The sequence below is a fragment of the Paraburkholderia panacisoli genome (genome assembly GCF_008369935.1).
Taxonomy (GTDB): domain Bacteria; phylum Pseudomonadota; class Gammaproteobacteria; order Burkholderiales; family Burkholderiaceae; genus Paraburkholderia; species Paraburkholderia panacisoli.
The window spans coordinates 1-17,698 of record NZ_VTUZ01000001.1 but is presented as its reverse complement, the minus strand read 5'-3'; the positions used below and the strand labels follow the sequence as shown (position 1 = coordinate 17,698).

At 64.8% G+C, this 17,698-nt stretch carries 15 protein-coding genes and 1 tRNA gene; 9 read left to right on the top strand and 7 right to left on the bottom strand.

The window, feature by feature from the left end; all coding sequences use genetic code 11:
* Positions 1-122: 122 nt before the first annotated feature.
* Complete coding sequence (locus tag FVF58_RS00085; protein ID WP_149667930.1) at positions 123-1,343, top strand: CaiB/BaiF CoA transferase family protein; 1,221 nt, start codon at positions 123-125, stop codon at positions 1,341-1,343.
* Between the two features lie 51 nt (positions 1,344-1,394).
* Here the strand turns inward: FVF58_RS00085 and FVF58_RS00080 are convergent, their stop codons facing one another.
* Both FVF58_RS00080 and ggt read right to left on the bottom strand, forming a co-directional pair.
* On the bottom strand, positions 1,395-1,955 hold the full coding sequence (locus tag FVF58_RS00080) for an RBBP9/YdeN family alpha/beta hydrolase (protein ID WP_149667929.1): 561 nt from the start codon (positions 1,953-1,955) through the stop codon (positions 1,395-1,397).
* A gap of 150 nt (positions 1,956-2,105) precedes the next feature.
* On the bottom strand, positions 2,106-3,869 hold the full coding sequence (gene ggt, locus FVF58_RS00075) for a gamma-glutamyltransferase (RefSeq protein WP_149667928.1): 1,764 nt from the start codon (positions 3,867-3,869) through the stop codon (positions 2,106-2,108).
* 664 nt (positions 3,870-4,533) lie between these two features.
* On the opposite strand from ggt, the gene FVF58_RS00070 reads away from it, so the two are divergent.
* Both FVF58_RS00070 and FVF58_RS00065 read left to right on the top strand, forming a co-directional pair.
* Entirely contained in the window at positions 4,534-6,243 is a 1,710-nt protein-coding gene (locus FVF58_RS00070; protein WP_149667927.1) for a glutamine--tRNA ligase/YqeY domain fusion protein, read from the top strand.
* A 149-nt stretch (positions 6,244-6,392) separates the two neighbouring features.
* A complete protein-coding gene (locus tag FVF58_RS00065) occupies positions 6,393-7,421 on the top strand; it encodes a transporter substrate-binding domain-containing protein (RefSeq protein ID WP_246216883.1) in 1,029 nt (342 codons plus the stop codon).
* A 129-nt stretch (positions 7,422-7,550) separates the two neighbouring features.
* Here the strand turns inward: FVF58_RS00065 and FVF58_RS00060 are convergent, their stop codons facing one another.
* Both FVF58_RS00060 and FVF58_RS00055 read right to left on the bottom strand, forming a co-directional pair.
* On the bottom strand, positions 7,551-8,000 hold the full coding sequence (locus FVF58_RS00060; RefSeq protein ID WP_149667926.1) for an NUDIX hydrolase: 450 nt from the start codon (positions 7,998-8,000) through the stop codon (positions 7,551-7,553).
* Between the two features lie 85 nt (positions 8,001-8,085).
* The gene (locus tag FVF58_RS00055; protein ID WP_149667925.1) at positions 8,086-8,472 is read right to left on the bottom strand and encodes an RT0821/Lpp0805 family surface protein; all 387 of its coding nucleotides are present in this window, start codon (positions 8,470-8,472) and stop codon (positions 8,086-8,088) included.
* Positions 8,473-8,681: 209 nt separating this feature from the next.
* On the opposite strand from FVF58_RS00055, the gene FVF58_RS00050 reads away from it, so the two are divergent.
* Positions 8,682-8,921, top strand: a complete 240-nt coding sequence (locus FVF58_RS00050; protein ID WP_149667924.1) for a hypothetical protein — start codon at positions 8,682-8,684, stop codon at positions 8,919-8,921.
* A 73-nt stretch (positions 8,922-8,994) separates the two neighbouring features.
* On the opposite strand, the gene FVF58_RS00045 is transcribed toward FVF58_RS00050, so the two are convergent.
* Positions 8,995-10,461, bottom strand: a complete 1,467-nt coding sequence (locus tag FVF58_RS00045; RefSeq protein ID WP_149667923.1) for a cytochrome-c peroxidase — start codon at positions 10,459-10,461, stop codon at positions 8,995-8,997.
* A 215-nt stretch (positions 10,462-10,676) separates the two neighbouring features.
* Between FVF58_RS00045 and FVF58_RS00040 the strand changes: the two genes are divergently transcribed.
* Positions 10,677-12,254, top strand: a complete 1,578-nt coding sequence (locus FVF58_RS00040; RefSeq protein WP_149667922.1) for an acid phosphatase — start codon at positions 10,677-10,679, stop codon at positions 12,252-12,254.
* 330 nt (positions 12,255-12,584) lie between these two features.
* Positions 12,585-12,986, top strand: coding sequence for a DUF427 domain-containing protein (locus FVF58_RS00035; protein ID WP_149667921.1), 402 nt, complete (start codon positions 12,585-12,587; stop codon positions 12,984-12,986).
* Between the two features lie 132 nt (positions 12,987-13,118).
* Here FVF58_RS00035 and FVF58_RS00030 read toward each other — a convergent pair.
* Together FVF58_RS00030 and FVF58_RS00025 are read right to left on the bottom strand one after the other, a co-directional pair.
* A tRNA-Arg gene (locus FVF58_RS00030) sits at positions 13,119-13,192 on the bottom strand.
* A 308-nt stretch (positions 13,193-13,500) separates the two neighbouring features.
* Positions 13,501-14,331, bottom strand: a complete 831-nt coding sequence (locus FVF58_RS00025; RefSeq protein ID WP_149667920.1) for an undecaprenyl-diphosphate phosphatase — start codon at positions 14,329-14,331, stop codon at positions 13,501-13,503.
* A gap of 638 nt (positions 14,332-14,969) precedes the next feature.
* On the opposite strand from FVF58_RS00025, the gene FVF58_RS00020 reads away from it, so the two are divergent.
* The 3 genes from FVF58_RS00020 (at position 14,970) to FVF58_RS00010 (ending at position 17,356) form a co-directional block, all read left to right on the top strand.
* Complete coding sequence (locus FVF58_RS00020; RefSeq protein ID WP_149667919.1) at positions 14,970-15,878, top strand: aldose epimerase family protein; 909 nt, start codon at positions 14,970-14,972, stop codon at positions 15,876-15,878.
* 218 nt (positions 15,879-16,096) lie between these two features.
* Positions 16,097-16,807, top strand: coding sequence for a peptidoglycan DD-metalloendopeptidase family protein (locus tag FVF58_RS00015; protein ID WP_149667918.1), 711 nt, complete (start codon positions 16,097-16,099; stop codon positions 16,805-16,807).
* A gap of 222 nt (positions 16,808-17,029) precedes the next feature.
* Positions 17,030-17,356 carry a hypothetical protein gene (locus FVF58_RS00010; RefSeq protein WP_149667917.1) on the top strand — a complete coding sequence of 109 codons (327 nt, stop codon included), beginning with the start codon at positions 17,030-17,032 and terminating at the stop codon, positions 17,354-17,356.
* Positions 17,357-17,698: the final 342 nt, after the last annotated feature.

Here is a 17,698-nt window from a genome sequence, read left to right as displayed (position 1 = left end):
GGACGCGCCGAACTGTCCTATGCCGTCCGGCTGAGTGCGCAGACCTGCGCGAATCGCTTAAGATTGCCCCGATCCGCGGCGCCTTGCGCGCTGCCTGGCTACCTAGGAGACATTTGATCAATATGGGCGCTCTCAGTCATATCCGCGTGCTGGATCTCACCCGCGTGCTCGCCGGCCCCTGGTGCGCGCAAACGCTCGCCGATTTCGGCGCCGACGTCATCAAGATCGAACGCCCCGAGGTCGGCGACGACACCCGCCACTGGGGCCCTCCGTATCTCAAGACGCCGCAGGGCACCGACACGCACGAGGCCGCGTACTACCTCGCGGCGAACCGCAACAAGCGCTCGGTCACGGTCGACATCGCATCGCCCGAAGGCCAGCGGATCATCCGCGAACTGGCTGCGCAGAGCGACGTGGTGCTGGAGAACTACAAGGTCGGCCAGTTGAAGAAGTATGGGCTCGACTACGCGTCGCTCAAGGAAGTGAAGCCCGATCTGATCTATTGCTCGGTGACGGGCTTCGGGCAGACCGGGCCGTATGCGCAGCGCGCCGGCTACGACTTCATCGTGCAGGGAATCGGCGGCTTCATGAGCATTACCGGCGAGCGCGACGGCCAGCCCGGCGGCGGTCCGCAAAAGGCCGGCGTCGCCATCGCCGACCTGATGACCGGCATGTATTCGACCATCGCCGTGCTCACCGCGCTCACCCACCGCGACCGCACGGGCGAAGGTCAATACATCGACATGGCGCTGCTCGACGTGCAGGTGGCGATGCTCGCCAACATGAATTCGAACTATCTGGCGAGCGGCCAGCCGCCGGTGCGTTGGGGCAATGCGCATCCGAACATCGTGCCGTATCAGACCTTCCAGACGAGCGACGGCTGGATCATCGTCGCGGTCGGCAACGACGGGCAGTTCCGCAAGTTCGTCGAAGCGGGCGGCCGGCCCGAACTCGCTGACGACGAGCGTTTCGCGACCAATCCGGCGCGCGTGCGCCATCGCGACATCCTCGTGCCGATCCTCGCCGACATGGTCCGTCTGCAAGACAAGCAGCAATGGATTGGCGCACTCGAAGCGGCAGGCGTGCCGTGCGGGCCGATCAACGATCTCGCCGAAGTGTTCGAGAACGAGCAGGTGGTGGCGCGCGGGATGCAGGTCGATCTGCCGCATCCGTCGGGCGGCACGGTCAAGCTGGTGCGCAATCCGATCAATATGAGCGGGACGCCGCCCGAGGCGCTGGCTCATCCGCCTATGCTCGGCGAGCACACCGAGAGCATCTTGCGCGACGTGCTCGGTTATGACGATGCGGCGGTTGCGGCGTTGCGGGCGAAGTCGGTGATTTGACGTACCAGGTTGTGCTGGCGATGCGGGGCCGGTCCTCGCATCGCCGCAAGTTCAGCCCTGCGCGGCGAGCGAAGCCAGCCAGCGCCGCCCTTCGTCCCAATCGCCAAGGCCGCTGTCCGCGTTGATGTGGCCGCGCTCGCCGATGTCCACCCAGCGGCTGCCCCATCCGTTCGCGCAGGTCCGTGAAAACGGCACGCCCCCGTAGGGATCGTCGCTGCTCGCCACGACCATGGTCGGGAACGGCAAACGGGTGAGCGGCACCGGCGCGAACCCGCTGGCGTCCTGTGGAAAATGCGGCCCGGCCGGATCGGGCACCGCGACCAGCAAGGCGCCCGCCACTTTCGCAAGCTGCGCCGCGCTCGCGTACTGCGACGCCCAGAAAGCCGTCGTCAGGCAGCCGAGACTGTGGGCTGCGAACATCACCGGCGCATCGGCGGCGGCCACCGCGGCGTCGAGCGCACGGCACCACGCGTCGCGAGCGGGATGATCCCAGTCGGGCATTTGCACTCGCGCGAATGTGGGATCGCGTTCTTCCCAGCGCGTTTGCCAGTGACCGGCGCCGGAGTTCTGATAACCCGGCAGCACGAGTGTGTTCAGTTTTTGTTCGCTCATCCCGCTTTCCCGCTTGTGGTCGGTTTTTTTGTTGCCTGCTGGTTGCGTGCTGGTTGCGTGCGATTGCGTGCTGGTCGCGCTCCGCCTGATGCCCGTTCGCCTGCTGCGGTTCGCTTATCGCATCCGCTCACCGCAGCCGAACGCCCAGCCTCACCGGATCACCCGCCCCACGCCCACCCCGCGCGGGTCCGCCGCCGGCTCAGGCGCTGTACCCTCCACGCGGATCAGCTGCACATCGCCGTTGAACGACTGCTCTTCCAGCGTGTAGCCCATCGCCTTCAACTGCTCGGCAAGCTCGCCCGTGACTGGATGGAACGGCTCGAAATAGATCGTCTTCTGCGGCAGCAGTTGATGATGGAAACGCATCGCGGCAAGCGCGTCAGTGGGCGCCATGTTGAAGTCGTACAGGTTGGTCATCACCTGGAAAATCGACGTCAGGATGCGCGAGCCGCCCGGCGTGCCGATCACCAGCGCCACCTTGTTGTCCTTCAGCAGAAGCGTGGGCGTCATCGACGAAAGCGGGCGACGCCCCGGTGCCACCGTATTGGCCTCCGCGCCACTCACGCCGCCCGCGCTCTCGCTGCCCGGCTTGGTGACGAAGTCGTCCATCGCGTCGTTCAGCAGGAAGCCGCCGCCGTCCACCACCACACCCGCGCCGAAATCGCCGTTGAGCGTGTACGTGTTCGACACCGCATTGCCCCATTTGTCGACGACCGAGAAATGCGTGGTTTGCGCCTTCTCCGGCAGCGCGTCGCCGAGGCCCGCCTTGACCGGCGTCGCGCCCGGCACTTCGTCGGGTTTGACTTCGCCGGCGCGCTGCGCGAGGTAGGCGTCGTCGATCAGTTTGGCCGCCGGCACCTTTTCCGCATCCGGATCGCCGAGATAGCGCTGCCGGTCAGCAAATACGCGGTCCTCGATCTGCGCGATCAGGTGAATATACGGCGCCGAATTCAACTCGATGCCGTCGAATGCCGGTTTCAGATCGGCTTTCATCTTCAGCATCTGGATCAGCCCGATCCCACCCGAACTCGGCGGCGGCGCGGTGATCACGCGGTAGCCGTTCCAGTCGGCGGAGAGCGGCTGGCGCCACACCGCCTTGTATTGAATCAGGTCCTGCTTCGTGACGAGGCCATGGCCGTACATCTGCCGGGCGATCTGGTCCGCCGTGCGACCTTCGTAGAACTCGCGGCCGCCATCGCCGGCGATCCGCGACAAGGTCTGCGCGAGTTCGGGCTGACGGAACGTCGCGCCCGCCTTCAGACCCGAGAAGTACGCATCGAAATTGGTCTTGCCGGCGAAATTCTTCGCCGCCGCGTCGCGACGCTGCTGCAGCGACGGATCGACCTCGAAGCCGTCGGTCGCATAGCGGATGGCGGGCGCGAGCACCTGCTTCCACTTCAGTTTGCCGAAACGCTGCTGCGCTTCCCACATGCCCTCGACGGTCCCCGGCACACCCACCGCGCGGTGGCCGACGACGCTCATGCCCGGCACCAGGTTGCCCTTGTCGTCGAGGTACGTGTCGCGGGTCGCCTGTTGCGGCGCGCGCTCGCGGTAGTCGAGAAAGTACGGCTTGCCGTCCATGAACAGCGTCATGAACCCACCCCCGCCGATATTCCCCGCGTCAGGACGCGTCACGGCCAACGTGAAGGCGATCGCGACGGCGGCATCCACCGCGTTGCCGCCGGCAGCGAAGATCTGCTGTGCGGTGTCGGCGCTATAGCGATCCGGCACGGCCACCGCCGATGCGTCGAGCGCGGGCTTGGGCGGCGCGGTTTTCGCCAGCGCGGGGGCGGGCGCGACGGCGCCGCCGGCTAACACGCCGAACGCGGCGCATAGAACCGCGGCGCGCGCGATCCGGGACGAGGACAAAGAAGCGAAAAGCGCGCGAGGCGCGCCGTGCGTCGGGACAGACATCCGAGAAACTCCGGCAACTAAGGGCGCCATGGTGCACGAACGGCGCTCGTTCGTGCAAGGTGCAGTGGGCGGTGCGGCCTGAGTGGACGGCTGCGACGAGTGCGCGCGCTGCGCGTCGACGCGCAGGCTGCACGGCCCCGGAAATATCGAGTGGCGGGCACACACGCCGCGAAACGGCAACCCGCTCGCCACGTTTTGCGCTCTGCGGGCCACCTCCGCGTTCATGCCAACCGTGTGCGGCCAGCATGCGGTCCGAAGCGGACCAAAGGTGGGTCAAAGCGGCATGACCGTCGAACGCGGCGTGAATGGACGCTTGAATGCGGACCGGGCGCGGCCTGAAGAGGCGGTCTGCCCTCGCCAGCATGAACCCTCTCGCGCCGCACGAACGCCGTGCGGCATAGGAAAGCACCATGCGCTGGCCATCCGCGGCACCTGCGCCACACCCCGCTGACGAACCCGCGCCGCTGGCATCCTAAGTCGCCGGCGGCTGCGCGAACAAAACGTTTTACCTCCTGTTACAGCGCCCGCGCGGCCCCGCATCCGCATCAAAAGCGCTCAAACGTTGGCTGTGCGCCGCATTCGCCTGCCGCCAGCGGACTGCTCAGGTAGAATTGTCGGATAAGTGGGCGCACCACGCGTCCCCGACAGACTCTCACCTTCTCGCATGAATACCGAACGCAACGACGCGCCAGCGGCATCCAATTTCATCCGCAACATCATTGACGACGACAACCGCACCGGCAAGTGGGGCCAGCGGGTCGAAACGCGCTTTCCGCCCGAGCCGAACGGCTATCTGCACATCGGTCACGCCAAAAGCATCTGCCTGAACTTCGGCGTCGCGCGCAGCTACGGCGGCGTGTGCCATCTGCGCTTTGACGACACCAATCCGGAAAAGGAAAGCGTCGAATACGTCGATTCCATCATCGACTCGGTGCGCTGGCTCGGCTTCGAATGGGAAAAAGACGGCAAGGAAGAGCTCTATTACGCGAGCGACTACTACGACAAGCTGTACGAGTTTGCCGAACTGCTGATCGAGCGCGGCAAGGCCTACGTGGACAGCCAGTCGGCCGAAGAAATGCGCGCGAACCGCGGCTCGGCCACGGAAGTCGGCACGCCGTCGCGCTTCCGCGAGCGCTCGGTGCACGAGAACCTCGACCTGTTCCGCCGCATGAAGGCCGGCGAGTTCAAGGAAGGCGAGCACGTATTGCGCGCGAAGATCGACATGTCGTCGCCGAACTTCAACATGCGCGACCCGGTGATCTACCGGATCCGCTTCGCGCACCACTACCGCACCGGCGACAAATGGTGCGTGTATCCGATGTACGACTACACGCACTGCATCTCGGACGCGCTCGAAAACATCACGCATTCGCTGTGCACGTTGGAGTTCGAAGACCATCGGCCGCTGTACGACTGGATTTTGAACGAGCTGGCCGAAGCGGGCGTCTTCACGCGCCCGCTGCCGCAACAAATCGAGTTCTCGCGTCTGAACCTGACCTACGCGATCACCAGCAAGCGCAAGCTGCTGCAACTGGTGAACGAAGGCCACGTAGACGGCTGGGACGACCCGCGCCTGCCGACCATCGTCGGCGTGCGCCGGCGCGGCTTCACGCCCGAGGCGATCCAGCTGTTCTGCGAACGCATCGGCGTCACCAAGGTCGACTCGTGGATCGACATGAGCGTGTTCGAAGGTGCGCTGCGCGACGATCTCGACGACAAGGCGCCGCGCACGGCCGCCGTGCTCGATCCGCTGAAGCTGATCATCGACAACTTCCCCGAAGGCGCCACCGAGCCGTGCAGCGCGCCGGTCCATCCGCATCATCCGGAACAGGGTCTGCGCGAGTTTCCGATTTCGCGCGAACTGTGGATCGAGCGCGATGACTACAACGAAGCGCCGCCGAAGGGCTACTTCCGCCTGTTCCCCGGCAACAAGGTGCGGCTGCGCTACGGCTACGTGATCGAATGCACGGGCGCGGACAAGGACGAGAACGGCAACGTCGTCGCGGTCCACTGCAACTACTTCCCGGACAGCAAATCGGGCACCGAAGGCGCGAACACCTACAAGGTCAAGGGCAACATTCACTGGGTCAGCGCGGCCGCCGCCTGCCCGGCTGAAGTACGCATCTACGACCGGCTGTTCAAGGAGCCGCAGCCGGACGCCGGCGGCCGCGACTTCCTCGAAGCGCTGAATCCGGATTCGAAACGCGTAGTCAACGCGTACCTGGAACCGGGCGCGCGCGACGCGCTGCCGGAACAGCGCTACCAGTTCGAGCGCCACGGCTATTTCGTCGCCGACCGTGTCGATTCGCAGCCGGGCAAACCCGTGTTCAATCGCATCGTCAGCTTGCGCGACAGCTGGGGCAAGCCGGCGTAAGCTGGAGCGGCTACCGTCAGTAACGCATCTGAAGTTGGGAAGTTGAATACGGCGTGCATCTCGCTCACGAGGTGCACGCCGTTTCGTTGCATGATGTTCCATCGACAGTGACGGCGCGGCCTGTTGGACGCGCCAGTCAGGGAGACCCGATGAAAGTTGCAGCCCGCAGCATGGCGAGTAACAGGGCGATGACGACAGGCACGGCTCAAGGCTCACGCCGCGCAACTCGCATGCGTGCCGTTCCCGCCGCGTGCACCGCTCACGCGGCACGCTTCGCGCATCGCGCGCGTTGCGCACTGGTGGCGCTGGCCACGTTCGGCGCGGCGTCGCTTGCCTGCCCGGCCCGCGCGGACGAACTCACCGGCACACTGAAGAAGATTCACGACGACGGTGTGGTCGTGCTCGGCGTGCGTGAGGCGTCGATCCCCTTCTCGTACTTCGACGGCAAACACACGATCGGCTACTCGCAGACCATCGCGCTGCAAATCGTCGATGAAATCCGCAAGACGCTTGGCATGCCGCAACTGAAGGTGCACGAAATCACCGTGACCTCGTCGAACCGCACGCCGATGCTGCAGAACAACCAGATCGATCTGGAGTGCGGCTCGACCACGCACACGGTGGAGCGCGAAAACGTGGCCGCCTTCTCGAATAGCTTCTTCCAGTACACGGTGCGCATGATCACGCGCAAGAATAGCGGCATTACGGATTTCGCCGACCTGGCCGGCAAGCCGGTCGTGACGACCGCAGGCACGTCCGACGAACGCTTGTTGCGCCGTCTGAACACCGACAAGCATCTGAACATGCGCATCACCAGTGCGCGCGATCATCAGGAAGCATTCACCGCGCTCAAGGAAGATCGGGCGGTGGCCTTCGTGATGGACGAGCCGATCGTGTACGGCTTCCGTGCGACCGACCCGCGTCCCGACGACTTCGTGGTGACGGGCACACCGCTCGGCTCCGAAGCCTACGCGTGCATGTTCCGCAAGGGCGACGAGCCGTTCCGCAATCTGGTGAACGGGGTGATCGCACGCGGGCAGACTTCCGGCGAGGCGGAACGCCTGTACAAGCAGTGGTTCACGCAACCCATTCCGCCACACGGCATCAATCTTAATTTTCCGCTGTCGGAACAGAACCGCGCGCTGTTCGCGCATCCGAACGACCACGCGCTCGACTGAGCGTGAGGGTTACGCCTGAGGCGCGCGGCCCGCGCGCCGGCGGATCTACGCGTTTCGTCTGCTGCCCGTTCATGCGTGCCTCTGCCCGCTCATAAGCGGCCCTCCGCCGCCCCCGCCCACCCGCCGACGCTACAGTGTCCGATGCAGCTCCGCCAGCGACAGCGTGGTCTGAAAAAGCCGCGTCAGACTGCGGCTCGCATACTTGGGGATTTCGTCAATCGCGGCCCAGCGGTACGCGTCCATTTCGGGAATCAGCGTGCCGTCCGAGCGTCGCGGAAACAACGACGTGCAGGTGCATGAACTCAGGTCGAGTTCGGCGGCGGCGGCACGCGCGGCGAACAGATGCAGATCCTTGTCGCGCCGGTAGACGTACAGGCCAAGGTCCTTCAGGCGGTCAGGCTCGATCGCGATGCCGGTCTCCTCGACCATCTCGCGCAGCGCCGTGACGTGCGGCGCTTCGCCCTCCTCGCCGTGCCCTTTCGGAATGTCCCAATGCGACGTCTCGGTGGCGTGCGCGAGCAGCACGCGACCGTCCGGGTCAAGCAGAACGATGCCGCACGAAATGACCCGCGGGCTCATCGTCGCAGTGTGCCGCGGCAATACACGGTGGCGAGCCGCGCCGCTGACCGGCCTGCGCGCGTTGCCATCACGGCCTGCATGCTCATTACTTTTTCTGCAATTGCCAGGTGCCGCTGCCTTGCTTGCAAAACTGCGGGTGTAGGTTCATCGACTGCCCTTTCGCATTCAGCATCACGCCGAGGTCGCGGCAGGTGCGCCCACCGTCGTTGGCGGTGCTGGCGACGGTAATGGTCGCGTCGATCTTCACGCTGTTGCCGGTGCCTTCGTTGACCCAGGTGACGCTAGTGCCGTCCTTCTGCTCGTTGAGCGCGCTGAACACCGCCTTCTTGACCGAGTCGATGTCGCGCTGCTTCATGTACGCCATCGGGGTGTCGTGCAAAAAATCGAGATTCGCCGCTTGCGCGCCGATCGCACCGCCCAGCAGCAGGCCGGCGCCGGCCAGGTGAAGCAGTACACGGGTTCGCATCGACATGAAGGATTCTCCTCGAAAGTGTTCTGGACGATCTCGGGCCACGCGCGGCAACGCTTGATCTGGACCTCAAAAGCATAGCATGCCGCCTTCGAAGGGACCGCGCAGCGCGGTTGCCGTCAATTTTAGGATGTGTCTCATATCGTCCTATGGAACGTATTTTTAAGATTTATTTTTCGTCCCCGCAGCCGTCAGGCCTCAGACAGCTCGCCATGAGCACCTTCTCCGCCCTGAAAATCTTTGTCGTGACCCTCGCGCTGATCTGCGTGGCACTCGTGCCTGTCGCGATCGGCCGCGATCCCGGCCAGACGGCGCGCATCGCAGAAATGGACGCGCTACCGGTCGCGCGTTGGCCCAATCTGCTGACGCGCGTCGGCATTGCCTGCCTGCTGGTGTCCTTCGCGGTGCTGCTCGCCGCCTGCTACACCATTCTCGGCGATATGCACGACTGAGCACGCGCGACGCGATGCGCTGCGCCGCGACCCGTGCGGGGCTTGTCGTCGCGATTGCGAGCCGCGCTTGCTTTCAATTCGCGGCCACGCGCGGAACCGCCATCCCAGCCACCGCGCCGGGCTTCGCACCGGACACCTGATACCCATCGGTGAGCGTATTCAGAAACGCCACCACGTCCTTGATTTCGGCTTCGTCGAGCGCCGGTTTGTCGCCCGGTTTGCGATCGAACGGCGCCTCCGTGTTCAGATTGGCCCAGTACCGCTGCGGCAGATCGTCGAACTTCCGCACCTTGCCCTTCGACACCGGATAGAACTTCTCCGGGTTGGTGTCGCGTTCGGCGTAAAAACGCAGCACCTGATCGAGCGAATGGTAGATACCGTTGTGGAAAAAGCTCTTCTTCAACGCGACGTTGCGCAGCGTCGGCGTGCGGAAAATCCCGCAAAACTCGTCGCGCGCCTTCAGGTCGGTGCGTTCCGGCCCGCAGGCGCCAAGGTCGTAGAAGTGCGGGTCGCGATTGGCCGGCAGCGCGCGGTTGCGCGGCACGCCGATCGCGATCAGGCCGAAATCGCTGAATTGCGGCGGCGCGCCGTCTTTGGTGCGCTGGCTGATGTGGCAGCTCGCACAATTGCCTTTCTGTTCGTCGTTGAAAAGTTGCAAGCCGTGCAGTTCGGCCGGCGTCAGTTGCGCGTTGCCCGCAAGATACGCGTCGTACTTGCTGGTGTACGGGTAGAACACCTCGGGCGCCTGCTCGAACGTTTCGAGCGCTTGCAGCACCGCTTTGAAGGTGGCGTCGTCGTTGTCGAAGATATGCTCGCCGAACGCCGCGCGAAAAGCGCCGGCGTAAGGCGCGGCCTTGACCGCCGCAGTGATCCTGGCCGGCGTGCTGCCCATCTCGAACGACGACAACAGCGGGATGCGCGCCTGGTCGCCGCCACGGTCGACCCGGCCGTCCCAGGTCAGGCCGCCGGTCGGACCGGCATCGACGCTTTCGTCGCCTTCGTCGTCGGACTCGTGATAGTGCTCGGCGAACGCCGGCACCGATTGCAGGTACTTCAACGTCGGCGCGGCGCGCAGGCCGGTGCGGTGCATGTCGCTGCCGCCAGGCTGCACCGACAGCGCGTTGGCCGGCGCGAAGCCGTGATCCGGACTGTGGCACGACGCGCAAGCCAGCTTGCCCGAGCCCGATAGCGACGCGTCGAAAAAGAGCTGCTTGCCGAGCGCCGTCATCTGCCGCACCGATTCGTAGACTTGCGCGCGCGACTGACCGCCGCCATGCGCCACGACCTGCACCGCGGACGCCGTCGTAACGGACGCGGCAGCGGCGGCACCGTTGGCGCTTAACGCGGAAGTCGCGCCCGGACCTGCATTCGCACTTGCGCTGTTACCTGCGCCAGCCACGCCCGCATCACAGCCGGCAAGCGCCATCGCCACCGTCACCGCCGCCAGCGCAACGGCTGCCGCTTGCCGCGAGCCGGCGCTCTCCGCCCGGTTGCCCCGCCGCACCCTGAATTGCCGAATCCCCGCCAGACCAATCCGCATATGAACGATGTGAGTTTGCGATTCTGAAGCCCGGGAGCGTATTTCATTCCGATGTCGCTTAGATGACACCTAGCCGACGAATGGAACTTCAAAACAGGCTTTTCGTAATTAATTACATCTTTCTGTCAAATTGCATTGCCAAACTTTCGCCGGCGGTCGTTCGCGTAAGCAATGCGTATGGCCCGTCCCCAATGCGAGAGAGAGAACCCATTCAAATGAACAAGAAACTGATCTGCGCGACGCCGATCGCGATCGCGGCAGCGCTGAGCCTTTATGCGTGCGGCGGCAGCGAAATCACGCAGCCGGACATCAGCTCGATCAAAAACGTCGTGGTGATTTACGCGGAAAACCGCAGCTTCGACAATCTGTACGGCAACTTCCCCGGCGCGAACGGGCTGCAGAACGTCAGCGCGACGAGCGCCACGCAGCTGGATCGCGACGGCACGCCGCTCGCGACGCTGCCGCTGGTGTGGAACGGCCTGACGCAAACCGGCGTAACGCCGGCCGTCACGCAGGCGATGACGGCCAATCTGCCGAACAGCCCGTTCGCGATCGACGATCCGAAGGGTTTCAACACGCCGATCACCGCGACGACGCGCGATCTGTATCACCGGTTTTACGAGAACCAGATGCAGATCAACGGCGGCAAGAACGACAAGTTCGCCGCATGGGCGGATTCGGGCGGCCTCGTGATGGGTCACTACACGCTCAACGCCGACAAGCTGCCGCTGTGGAAGATCGCGCAGCAATACACGCTTGCCGACAATTTCTTCATGGGCGCGTTCGGCGGCTCGTTCCTGAACCACCAGTGGCTCGTGTGCGCATGCACGCCGGTTTATCCGAACGCGGACAAGAGCCCGGCGGCCGGCTCGATCTCGGCGGTGCAAAGCGACGGCGTCACGCTGAAGCTCGCGTCGAACTCGCCGGCATCCGCTCAGAGCGGGCCGCCCAAGTACGTGCTGTCGGGCAACCTGACGCCTGACTTCTACGCGATCAACACGATGCAGCCGCCGTATCAGCCGAGCGGCAACAAGGCGGCGACGGGCGGCGACGCGAATCTCGCCGATCCGTCCCAGGCCACCACCTTGCCGCCGCAGACGCAGAAGCACATCGGCGACCTGCTGAACGATGCGAAGGTGTCGTGGGCGTGGTACGGCGGCGCATGGGGCGCGGCAGCGTCGGCGGCGCAGAACGGCACGTCGAACGTGATCTACGGCGCGAACCTGACGGCGCCGAACTTCCAGCCGCATCACCAGCCGCTCAACTACTTTGCCGACCTCGCACCGGGCACCGCGAACCGCGCGCAGCACCTGCTCGACGGCGGTCTCGGCGGCTCCGAGTTCATCAAGGCGATCGACGCCGGCACATTGCCGCAAGTGTCGTTCTACAAGCCGCAGGGCAACCTGAACGAGCACGCGGGCTACACCGATGTCGCGTCGGGCGACCAGCACATCGCGGACGTCATCTCGCATCTGCAGAAGAGCCCGCAGTGGAACAACATGCTGGTCGTCGTGACTTACGACGAAAACGGCGGCTTCTGGGATCACGTAGCGCCGCCGAAGGCCGACCGCTGGGGTCCGGGTACGCGCATTCCGGCGTTGATCATCTCGCCGTATGCGAAGAAAGGTTACGTCGATCACACGCAGTACGACACGACGTCGATCCTGCGCTTCATCACGCGCCGTTACTCGCTGCCGACCCTGCCGGGTCTCGCGGCGCGCGACGCGGCACTGGCCAGCAATGGCAGCAAGCCGCTGGGGGATTTGACGGCGGCGTTGAACATCAAGCAGTGAGGGGCGTGGCGGCCGGGCGCGTGGTATCGGGGCGCGGCCGTTTGAGCTGGCGGTCATAATGGGCCGGCCACGCGCGTTCGGCATGCCGCGGACCGGTCCGCGGCATCCTCAACATGGCGAGACCTCGACGGGCAGCTTCGGCTGCCCGTTTTTATTTGCATCGCGCGAACCGGGGCGCACGCGCTCCCCGTCGCCGATTCACGCGGCGGCGGCACGCGTTTTCACCACCGGCGTATGCTTCGACCCAAGGCGCGATCATTCCCGTCGATGCCGCCATGCGATCCGCCACAACCTGTGGCAGGACGGCCCACTCATTCAGGAGTTCGACAGATGACAGACAAAACCATCAAGGTCCCCGGTCCCGATCATCCCATCACGGTCGAGCCGGCCAGAGCCCACGTGGTGGTGACCGTCGCCGGCCGCGTGATAGCCGATTCGAATAAGGCACTGGTGTTGCGCGAAGCGTCGTATCCGCCGGTGTATTACGTGCCGCGCGACGATGTCGAGATGACACTGCTGGTGCGCACCGATCACGTAACCTACTGTCCGTACAAGGGCGACTGCGCTTATTACAGCGTGCCGATCGGCGGCGAACGGGCGGTGAACGCGGTGTGGACCTACGAGTCGCCGTATGCGTCGGTGAAGGAGATCGCGCAGCATCTGGCGTTTTATCCGAACCGGGTCGATTCGATCGACGTGCGGGCAATTGGCGAAGCGCGGGCGCCGGCCTAGGAAGTTGGATCGGGAGATGAGGCTGATCGTACTGCGCGCGTTCGCGCAGACGGTTCACATCACGAGCGCAGCAAACGCACCGCGCTGCGCCGCGATCCGCGGCGAGCGCGCTGGAACGCATGTGAAGTGAAGTACGGCAGGAGGGACTCGAACCCCCCACCCTCGGCTTAGAAGGCCGATGCTCTATCCAGCTGAGCTACTGCCGTAATGAAGTGAGGCGATGCAACACCAGCGTATAACCTGCATCGCCCGCAATGAGAACCCGCGTACCGGGTATTGGAACCCCTGCTCGCGCAAACCACAGGGTTCGTGCCTACCGAAATTCTAACTGACCGGACCGTGGACCGGAAATTCCAGCCCTCCACTGCGATTCGCTGCGGTCCGCAAAAATCAGCACCGGCGTCGCTCGATCACAAAACAAACGGGCTCGGCAACCTGAGCCGGGCCCGGATTATAACTGATCGCCCCCCGCTCGCCAGCACATGACTTGCGGCAGCGGACGCGTCGAACGCACTCAGACCGGTTGCGAATGCAACGCAAACCAGCCGAGGAACAGGACCCCGGCAATCGCGCAGTACAAACCGAACGAAGCCAGACGGCCGCGTCCTTCGAAATAGCGCATCAGGAAACGCACGCTGAGATATGCGGCGATCGCGGTCAGCACGCCGCCCAGCAGCGCGTCCGCGAGTTGGCCCGGCGCATGGAACAGCTTCGGCACTTCGAGCAGACCGGCCGCGAAGATGATCGGCGTGCCGAGCAGAAACGAAAACTCGGCGGCCTTCTCCGTCGTCAGGCCGGCCGCATTGCCGGCGATCATGGTCAGGCCGCTGCGCGAGAAGCCGGGAATCAGCGCACCGATCTGCGCAAGGCCGACGAAAAACGCCTGGCGAAACGTCAACTTCTCCGGCGCCTGGTGCGCACGCGCACGCTGCAGGCGATCGCCGAACCACAGCAGCACGCCATTGACGATCAACGCGATCGCGACGATACGCAGGTCGTGAAAAATCTGCTCGAGGCGCTTTTCGAGCAGCAGCCCGACGAGCCCTGCCGGAATCGTGCCGATGATAAGCGCCCACATCATGTGCGCGTCGTCGTTGCGACGGCCGCCGAACGACGCGAAAAAGCCGCGCACCAGCGCGCACCACCGTGCACGGAAATACCAGAGCAGCGCGAACGCGGTGCCCAGATGCAGCGCGACGAGGAACGGCAGCAACTGCGGCGCATGTTCGTCGATATGCATGCCGAACAGCGCGGGCACAAGCAGCGTATGGCCGAGGCTGCTCACCGGAAAGAGTTCGGTGACGCCCTGCAGCACGCTCAGGAAGATCAGAAACGACAGGTTCACGCGGCGGTCCTTGTAAGGAAAATGTCGGGGACCTGCGCGCCGCCAAAGGAAAAAGCGGCGCGTCAAAGGCGCACCGATTATGCCTGGCTGCAATGTCAGCGCCAAGCGTTTGAGCCACATTCGAGGAAATATTGATGCGTCGCGTCACAACTGGAAACCGTTGTTACGCCGCGGCAAAAGAAACGGCGTGCCGGGAACGGTGGCCGCGTGGCGATCGCAGATGCGGGGGTTTGAAAAGACCGGCCTCGCCGAGTGTCGCGTCAGGCCCGCGATCGCGGACCGGCAATGCGACAGCGGCTGCGGGAATCAGCGTTCGAGCTTGTGGAAGAAGTAGAACGTGCTTGCCGCGAACATGCCGAACAAAGCCACACCCATTGTCATTGCCAGATCCATAACGCCTCCTTAGCCGACCTCGCCCGGCAGTCGAGTTACCGGGCAGTCAGCGGATTATCGGTAAAGATCGTATTTTTTGGACACCCGCAATTTCCCGAGAAGGGTTTCCCCGTAGCGCAAAGCAGCGCAAAATCCCTGTTCTTGCGTGGCGCCGCACGGCATTTGCGATGCGCTTGCGATGACGGCAACTCACGCGCACTCGGCCTTCGGGCCACCTTCAACCCTCACTCATCAGCTCATCGACCATGCCCCACTCTCCGCAACCGGACATTCTCGAGATCGCTCAGGACACCTCCGTGCTCCGCTTCGCGCCGCAAGCCGGCGGCCGTCTGCTGTCATGGACGATCGACGGCGAAGAGGTGATCCATTGGCCTGAACACGCCGACTGGAGCCACCCGGCGCGGATTCGCGGCGGCAACCCGCTGCTCTTCCCGTTTCTGGGCCGGCATCGCGTCGACGGCAAGATCGGCTTCTGGCGCGACGCCCACGGCACGGTACGCGAGCTGCCGATGCACGGCTTCGCCCGCGACCTGCCGTTCGACGCCCACGCCGACGTGCACGGCGCCGGCTTGCGCATGATCCTGACCGACAGCGAAGCGACGCGCGGCGGCTATCCGTTCGGCTTCCGTTTCGAAGCCGCCTACAGCCTCGCCGATGCGCGCACGCTCGACGTCACGTTCACGACCACCAATACCGGCAAGGAGCGCTTGCCTTACTACGCTGGACATCATTTCTACTTCACGCTGCCGCATGCGCAGCGCGGCGAGACTTCGGTCGAGCTGCCGCGCACCGAACGGCGCTATCAGCAGGACGACGGCTCGATCAGTGCCGCCGAGCCGGGCGAACCACGCTACACGCTTGACGAGGCGCGCATTCACGACCGCTTCCATTGCCTCGTCGGCACCCCGGACCAACCGGTGCGGCTCGTCGCGCCGGGCCTTGACCGGGTCGTCACGATCGATCTGCAACGGCCGGGCTCGGTGCCCTGGTACGCCGTGACGACGTGGACCGAAGCGGCGGAGTCGGACTTCTACTGCGTCGAGCCCTGGCTCGGCCTGCCGGATGCGATTCACAACGGCATGGGGTTGCGCTGGCTCGAACCGGGACAAACCGAGACGGCGGCACTGCGCATCACGGTCGAACAGACGCGCTGATAGCGCGGCGTTCAAGCTGAGCGCGCGGCGGTTGCGCTGCAATTCGCGGCTGATGGTTTGCGCGCGCTGCCGCCGCTTCCGCCACCCACAACGAACACTGCCCGAATCCGCTTGGTCCGCGTTTTGGGATGCTGCAGTGCAAAACCGTTAGAATCGAACGCTTTGTCTCTACCTGCCGCGTGACGGGATCGGCGCGCGGCAGCGCTTTGCGAGGTCCAATGCTGAAAACAACAACTATGATCAAACGACTCGCCTGCGCGTCGTTGCTGGCGGTGCTCGCCGCGTGCGGGTCCGCGCCGGTGGCGCCAGGCTTCTATCGGGTTGAACGGGGCGATACGCTGTCGAAGATCGCGCGCGGCAACCGGCAGTCGGTGCAAAGCATCGTGCGCTGGAACAACCTGCCCAATCCGGACAGCATCGAGGTCGGCCAGGTGCTGCGCGTTGCGCCGCCGGGCGGCGCGGCATCGGCGAGCGGCGCGGTGCGTAGCAGCGGGAGCGCAAGCGCTTCGGCCACGCCGCGCGCAGCGCCCGCGGAGAGCGCGACGCCGGCCGCGCCGGCGCCGGCGATTTCGCTGGTGTGGCCGGCCGACGGCACCGTGTTCCGGCGCTTCGACGGCGGCAATTCGAAGGGCATCGATATCTCGGCGGCGGCGGGCACGCCGGTGGTCGCCGCGGCGCCCGGCACGGTGGTGTATGCGGGCAACGGCTTGCGCGGTTACGGCAATCTGTTGATCCTCAAGCACAATGGCGAGTACCTGACCGCCTACGCGCACAACCGCGCGCTGCTGGTGAAGGAAGGCGAGTCGGTCAATCGCGGCGAAAAAATCGCCGAGATGGGCGACACGGATACCGACCGCGTGATGCTGCATTTCGAACTGCGTTACCAGGGCCGCTCGATCGACCCGTCGCAAGCGTTGCCGCCGCGCTAGGCGCGCGCCGGGCGCCTGCTTCACGCCGCGTGTATCCAGCGTTCGTGCCGCGGCTTTCACAGCGCCTCTGCCCGCCTCCACGCACCTGAGGCGCGCCCAACCCGCGCCGCCGGGCACGCGCCCTGCAACCCGAGCGCGAGAACCCGGCATGTTATAAAGCGCTCAATTCCGAAGACTTGGCTTCGCGCCCTGTCTCCCTCTGTTTTCTGTAAGGAATCTTCAATGAAGAGCGTATTTGCGTCCGTCGCGACAGCTGCGGCGATCGGTCTCGGCCTGCTGACGCTCGGCAGCCTGGGCGGCTGCTCCAGCACCACCACGATGACCTACCTGCCGAGCGGCGATACGGGCTTCGCGATCAACTGCAGCGGCAGCGACGCGAGCTCCAGCTGGGCCGAGTGCTACAAGCGCGCGGGTGAAGTCTGCGGCAATTACGGCTACGACGTCGTGTCGAAGGACGTCGACAACGGCGCAACCTCGGGGGGCACGGTCGGCGGGATTTTCGGCGCGAACGTGAAAAACCGGTCGATGGTGGTTCGCTGCAAGCAGTAGAACGCCGGCGACTCACGGCGATGTGGCGCCGCGCGAGCTAGCGGCGTCGCCAGCGCCCGGAGCGCGAATCGATACGCGCGGCGAAGCGAAACAACCTGGCGAGCGCGATCGGCCGGACGCATGGAAAAACCATCGACCAGGTCATGGCCGGCGCAATGAAAAAGATAATCGGCGATGATCGATCGTGGATATGAACCGGCGATGACCCGCACGCATGCTCGGGATCGGGATAGGGGCAGGCCTCGCGGCCCGACCCCTCCCACACCACCGTGCGTACGGGTCCGTACACGGCGGTTCGGATCGGTTGATCGGCTAGGGACGCAGTGATGGAAGACCGAGGGA

What these genes read in the sequence shown, in the direction of transcription:
- FVF58_RS00085 (WP_149667930.1), top strand. Translation starts at nt 123, where the DNA reads ATGGGCGCTCTCAGTCATATCCGCGTGCTGGATCTCACCCGCGTGCTC.
- FVF58_RS00080 (WP_149667929.1), bottom strand. Translation starts at nt 1,955, where the DNA reads ATGAGCGAACAAAAACTGAACACACTCGTGCTGCCGGGTTATCAGAAC.
- ggt (WP_149667928.1), bottom strand. Translation starts at nt 3,869, where the DNA reads ATGTCTGTCCCGACGCACGGCGCGCCTCGCGCGCTTTTCGCTTCTTTG.
- FVF58_RS00070 (WP_149667927.1), top strand. Translation starts at nt 4,534, where the DNA reads ATGAATACCGAACGCAACGACGCGCCAGCGGCATCCAATTTCATCCGC.
- FVF58_RS00065 (WP_246216883.1), top strand. Translation starts at nt 6,393, where the DNA reads ATGAAAGTTGCAGCCCGCAGCATGGCGAGTAACAGGGCGATGACGACA.
- FVF58_RS00060 (WP_149667926.1), bottom strand. Translation starts at nt 8,000, where the DNA reads ATGAGCCCGCGGGTCATTTCGTGCGGCATCGTTCTGCTTGACCCGGAC.
- FVF58_RS00055 (WP_149667925.1), bottom strand. Translation starts at nt 8,472, where the DNA reads ATGTCGATGCGAACCCGTGTACTGCTTCACCTGGCCGGCGCCGGCCTG.
- FVF58_RS00050 (WP_149667924.1), top strand. Translation starts at nt 8,682, where the DNA reads ATGAGCACCTTCTCCGCCCTGAAAATCTTTGTCGTGACCCTCGCGCTG.
- FVF58_RS00045 (WP_149667923.1), bottom strand. Translation starts at nt 10,461, where the DNA reads ATGCGGATTGGTCTGGCGGGGATTCGGCAATTCAGGGTGCGGCGGGGC.
- FVF58_RS00040 (WP_149667922.1), top strand. Translation starts at nt 10,677, where the DNA reads ATGAACAAGAAACTGATCTGCGCGACGCCGATCGCGATCGCGGCAGCG.
- FVF58_RS00035 (WP_149667921.1), top strand. Translation starts at nt 12,585, where the DNA reads ATGACAGACAAAACCATCAAGGTCCCCGGTCCCGATCATCCCATCACG.
- FVF58_RS00020 (WP_149667919.1), top strand. Translation starts at nt 14,970, where the DNA reads ATGCCCCACTCTCCGCAACCGGACATTCTCGAGATCGCTCAGGACACC.
- FVF58_RS00015 (WP_149667918.1), top strand. Translation starts at nt 16,097, where the DNA reads ATGCTGAAAACAACAACTATGATCAAACGACTCGCCTGCGCGTCGTTG.
- FVF58_RS00010 (WP_149667917.1), top strand. Translation starts at nt 17,030, where the DNA reads ATGAAGAGCGTATTTGCGTCCGTCGCGACAGCTGCGGCGATCGGTCTC.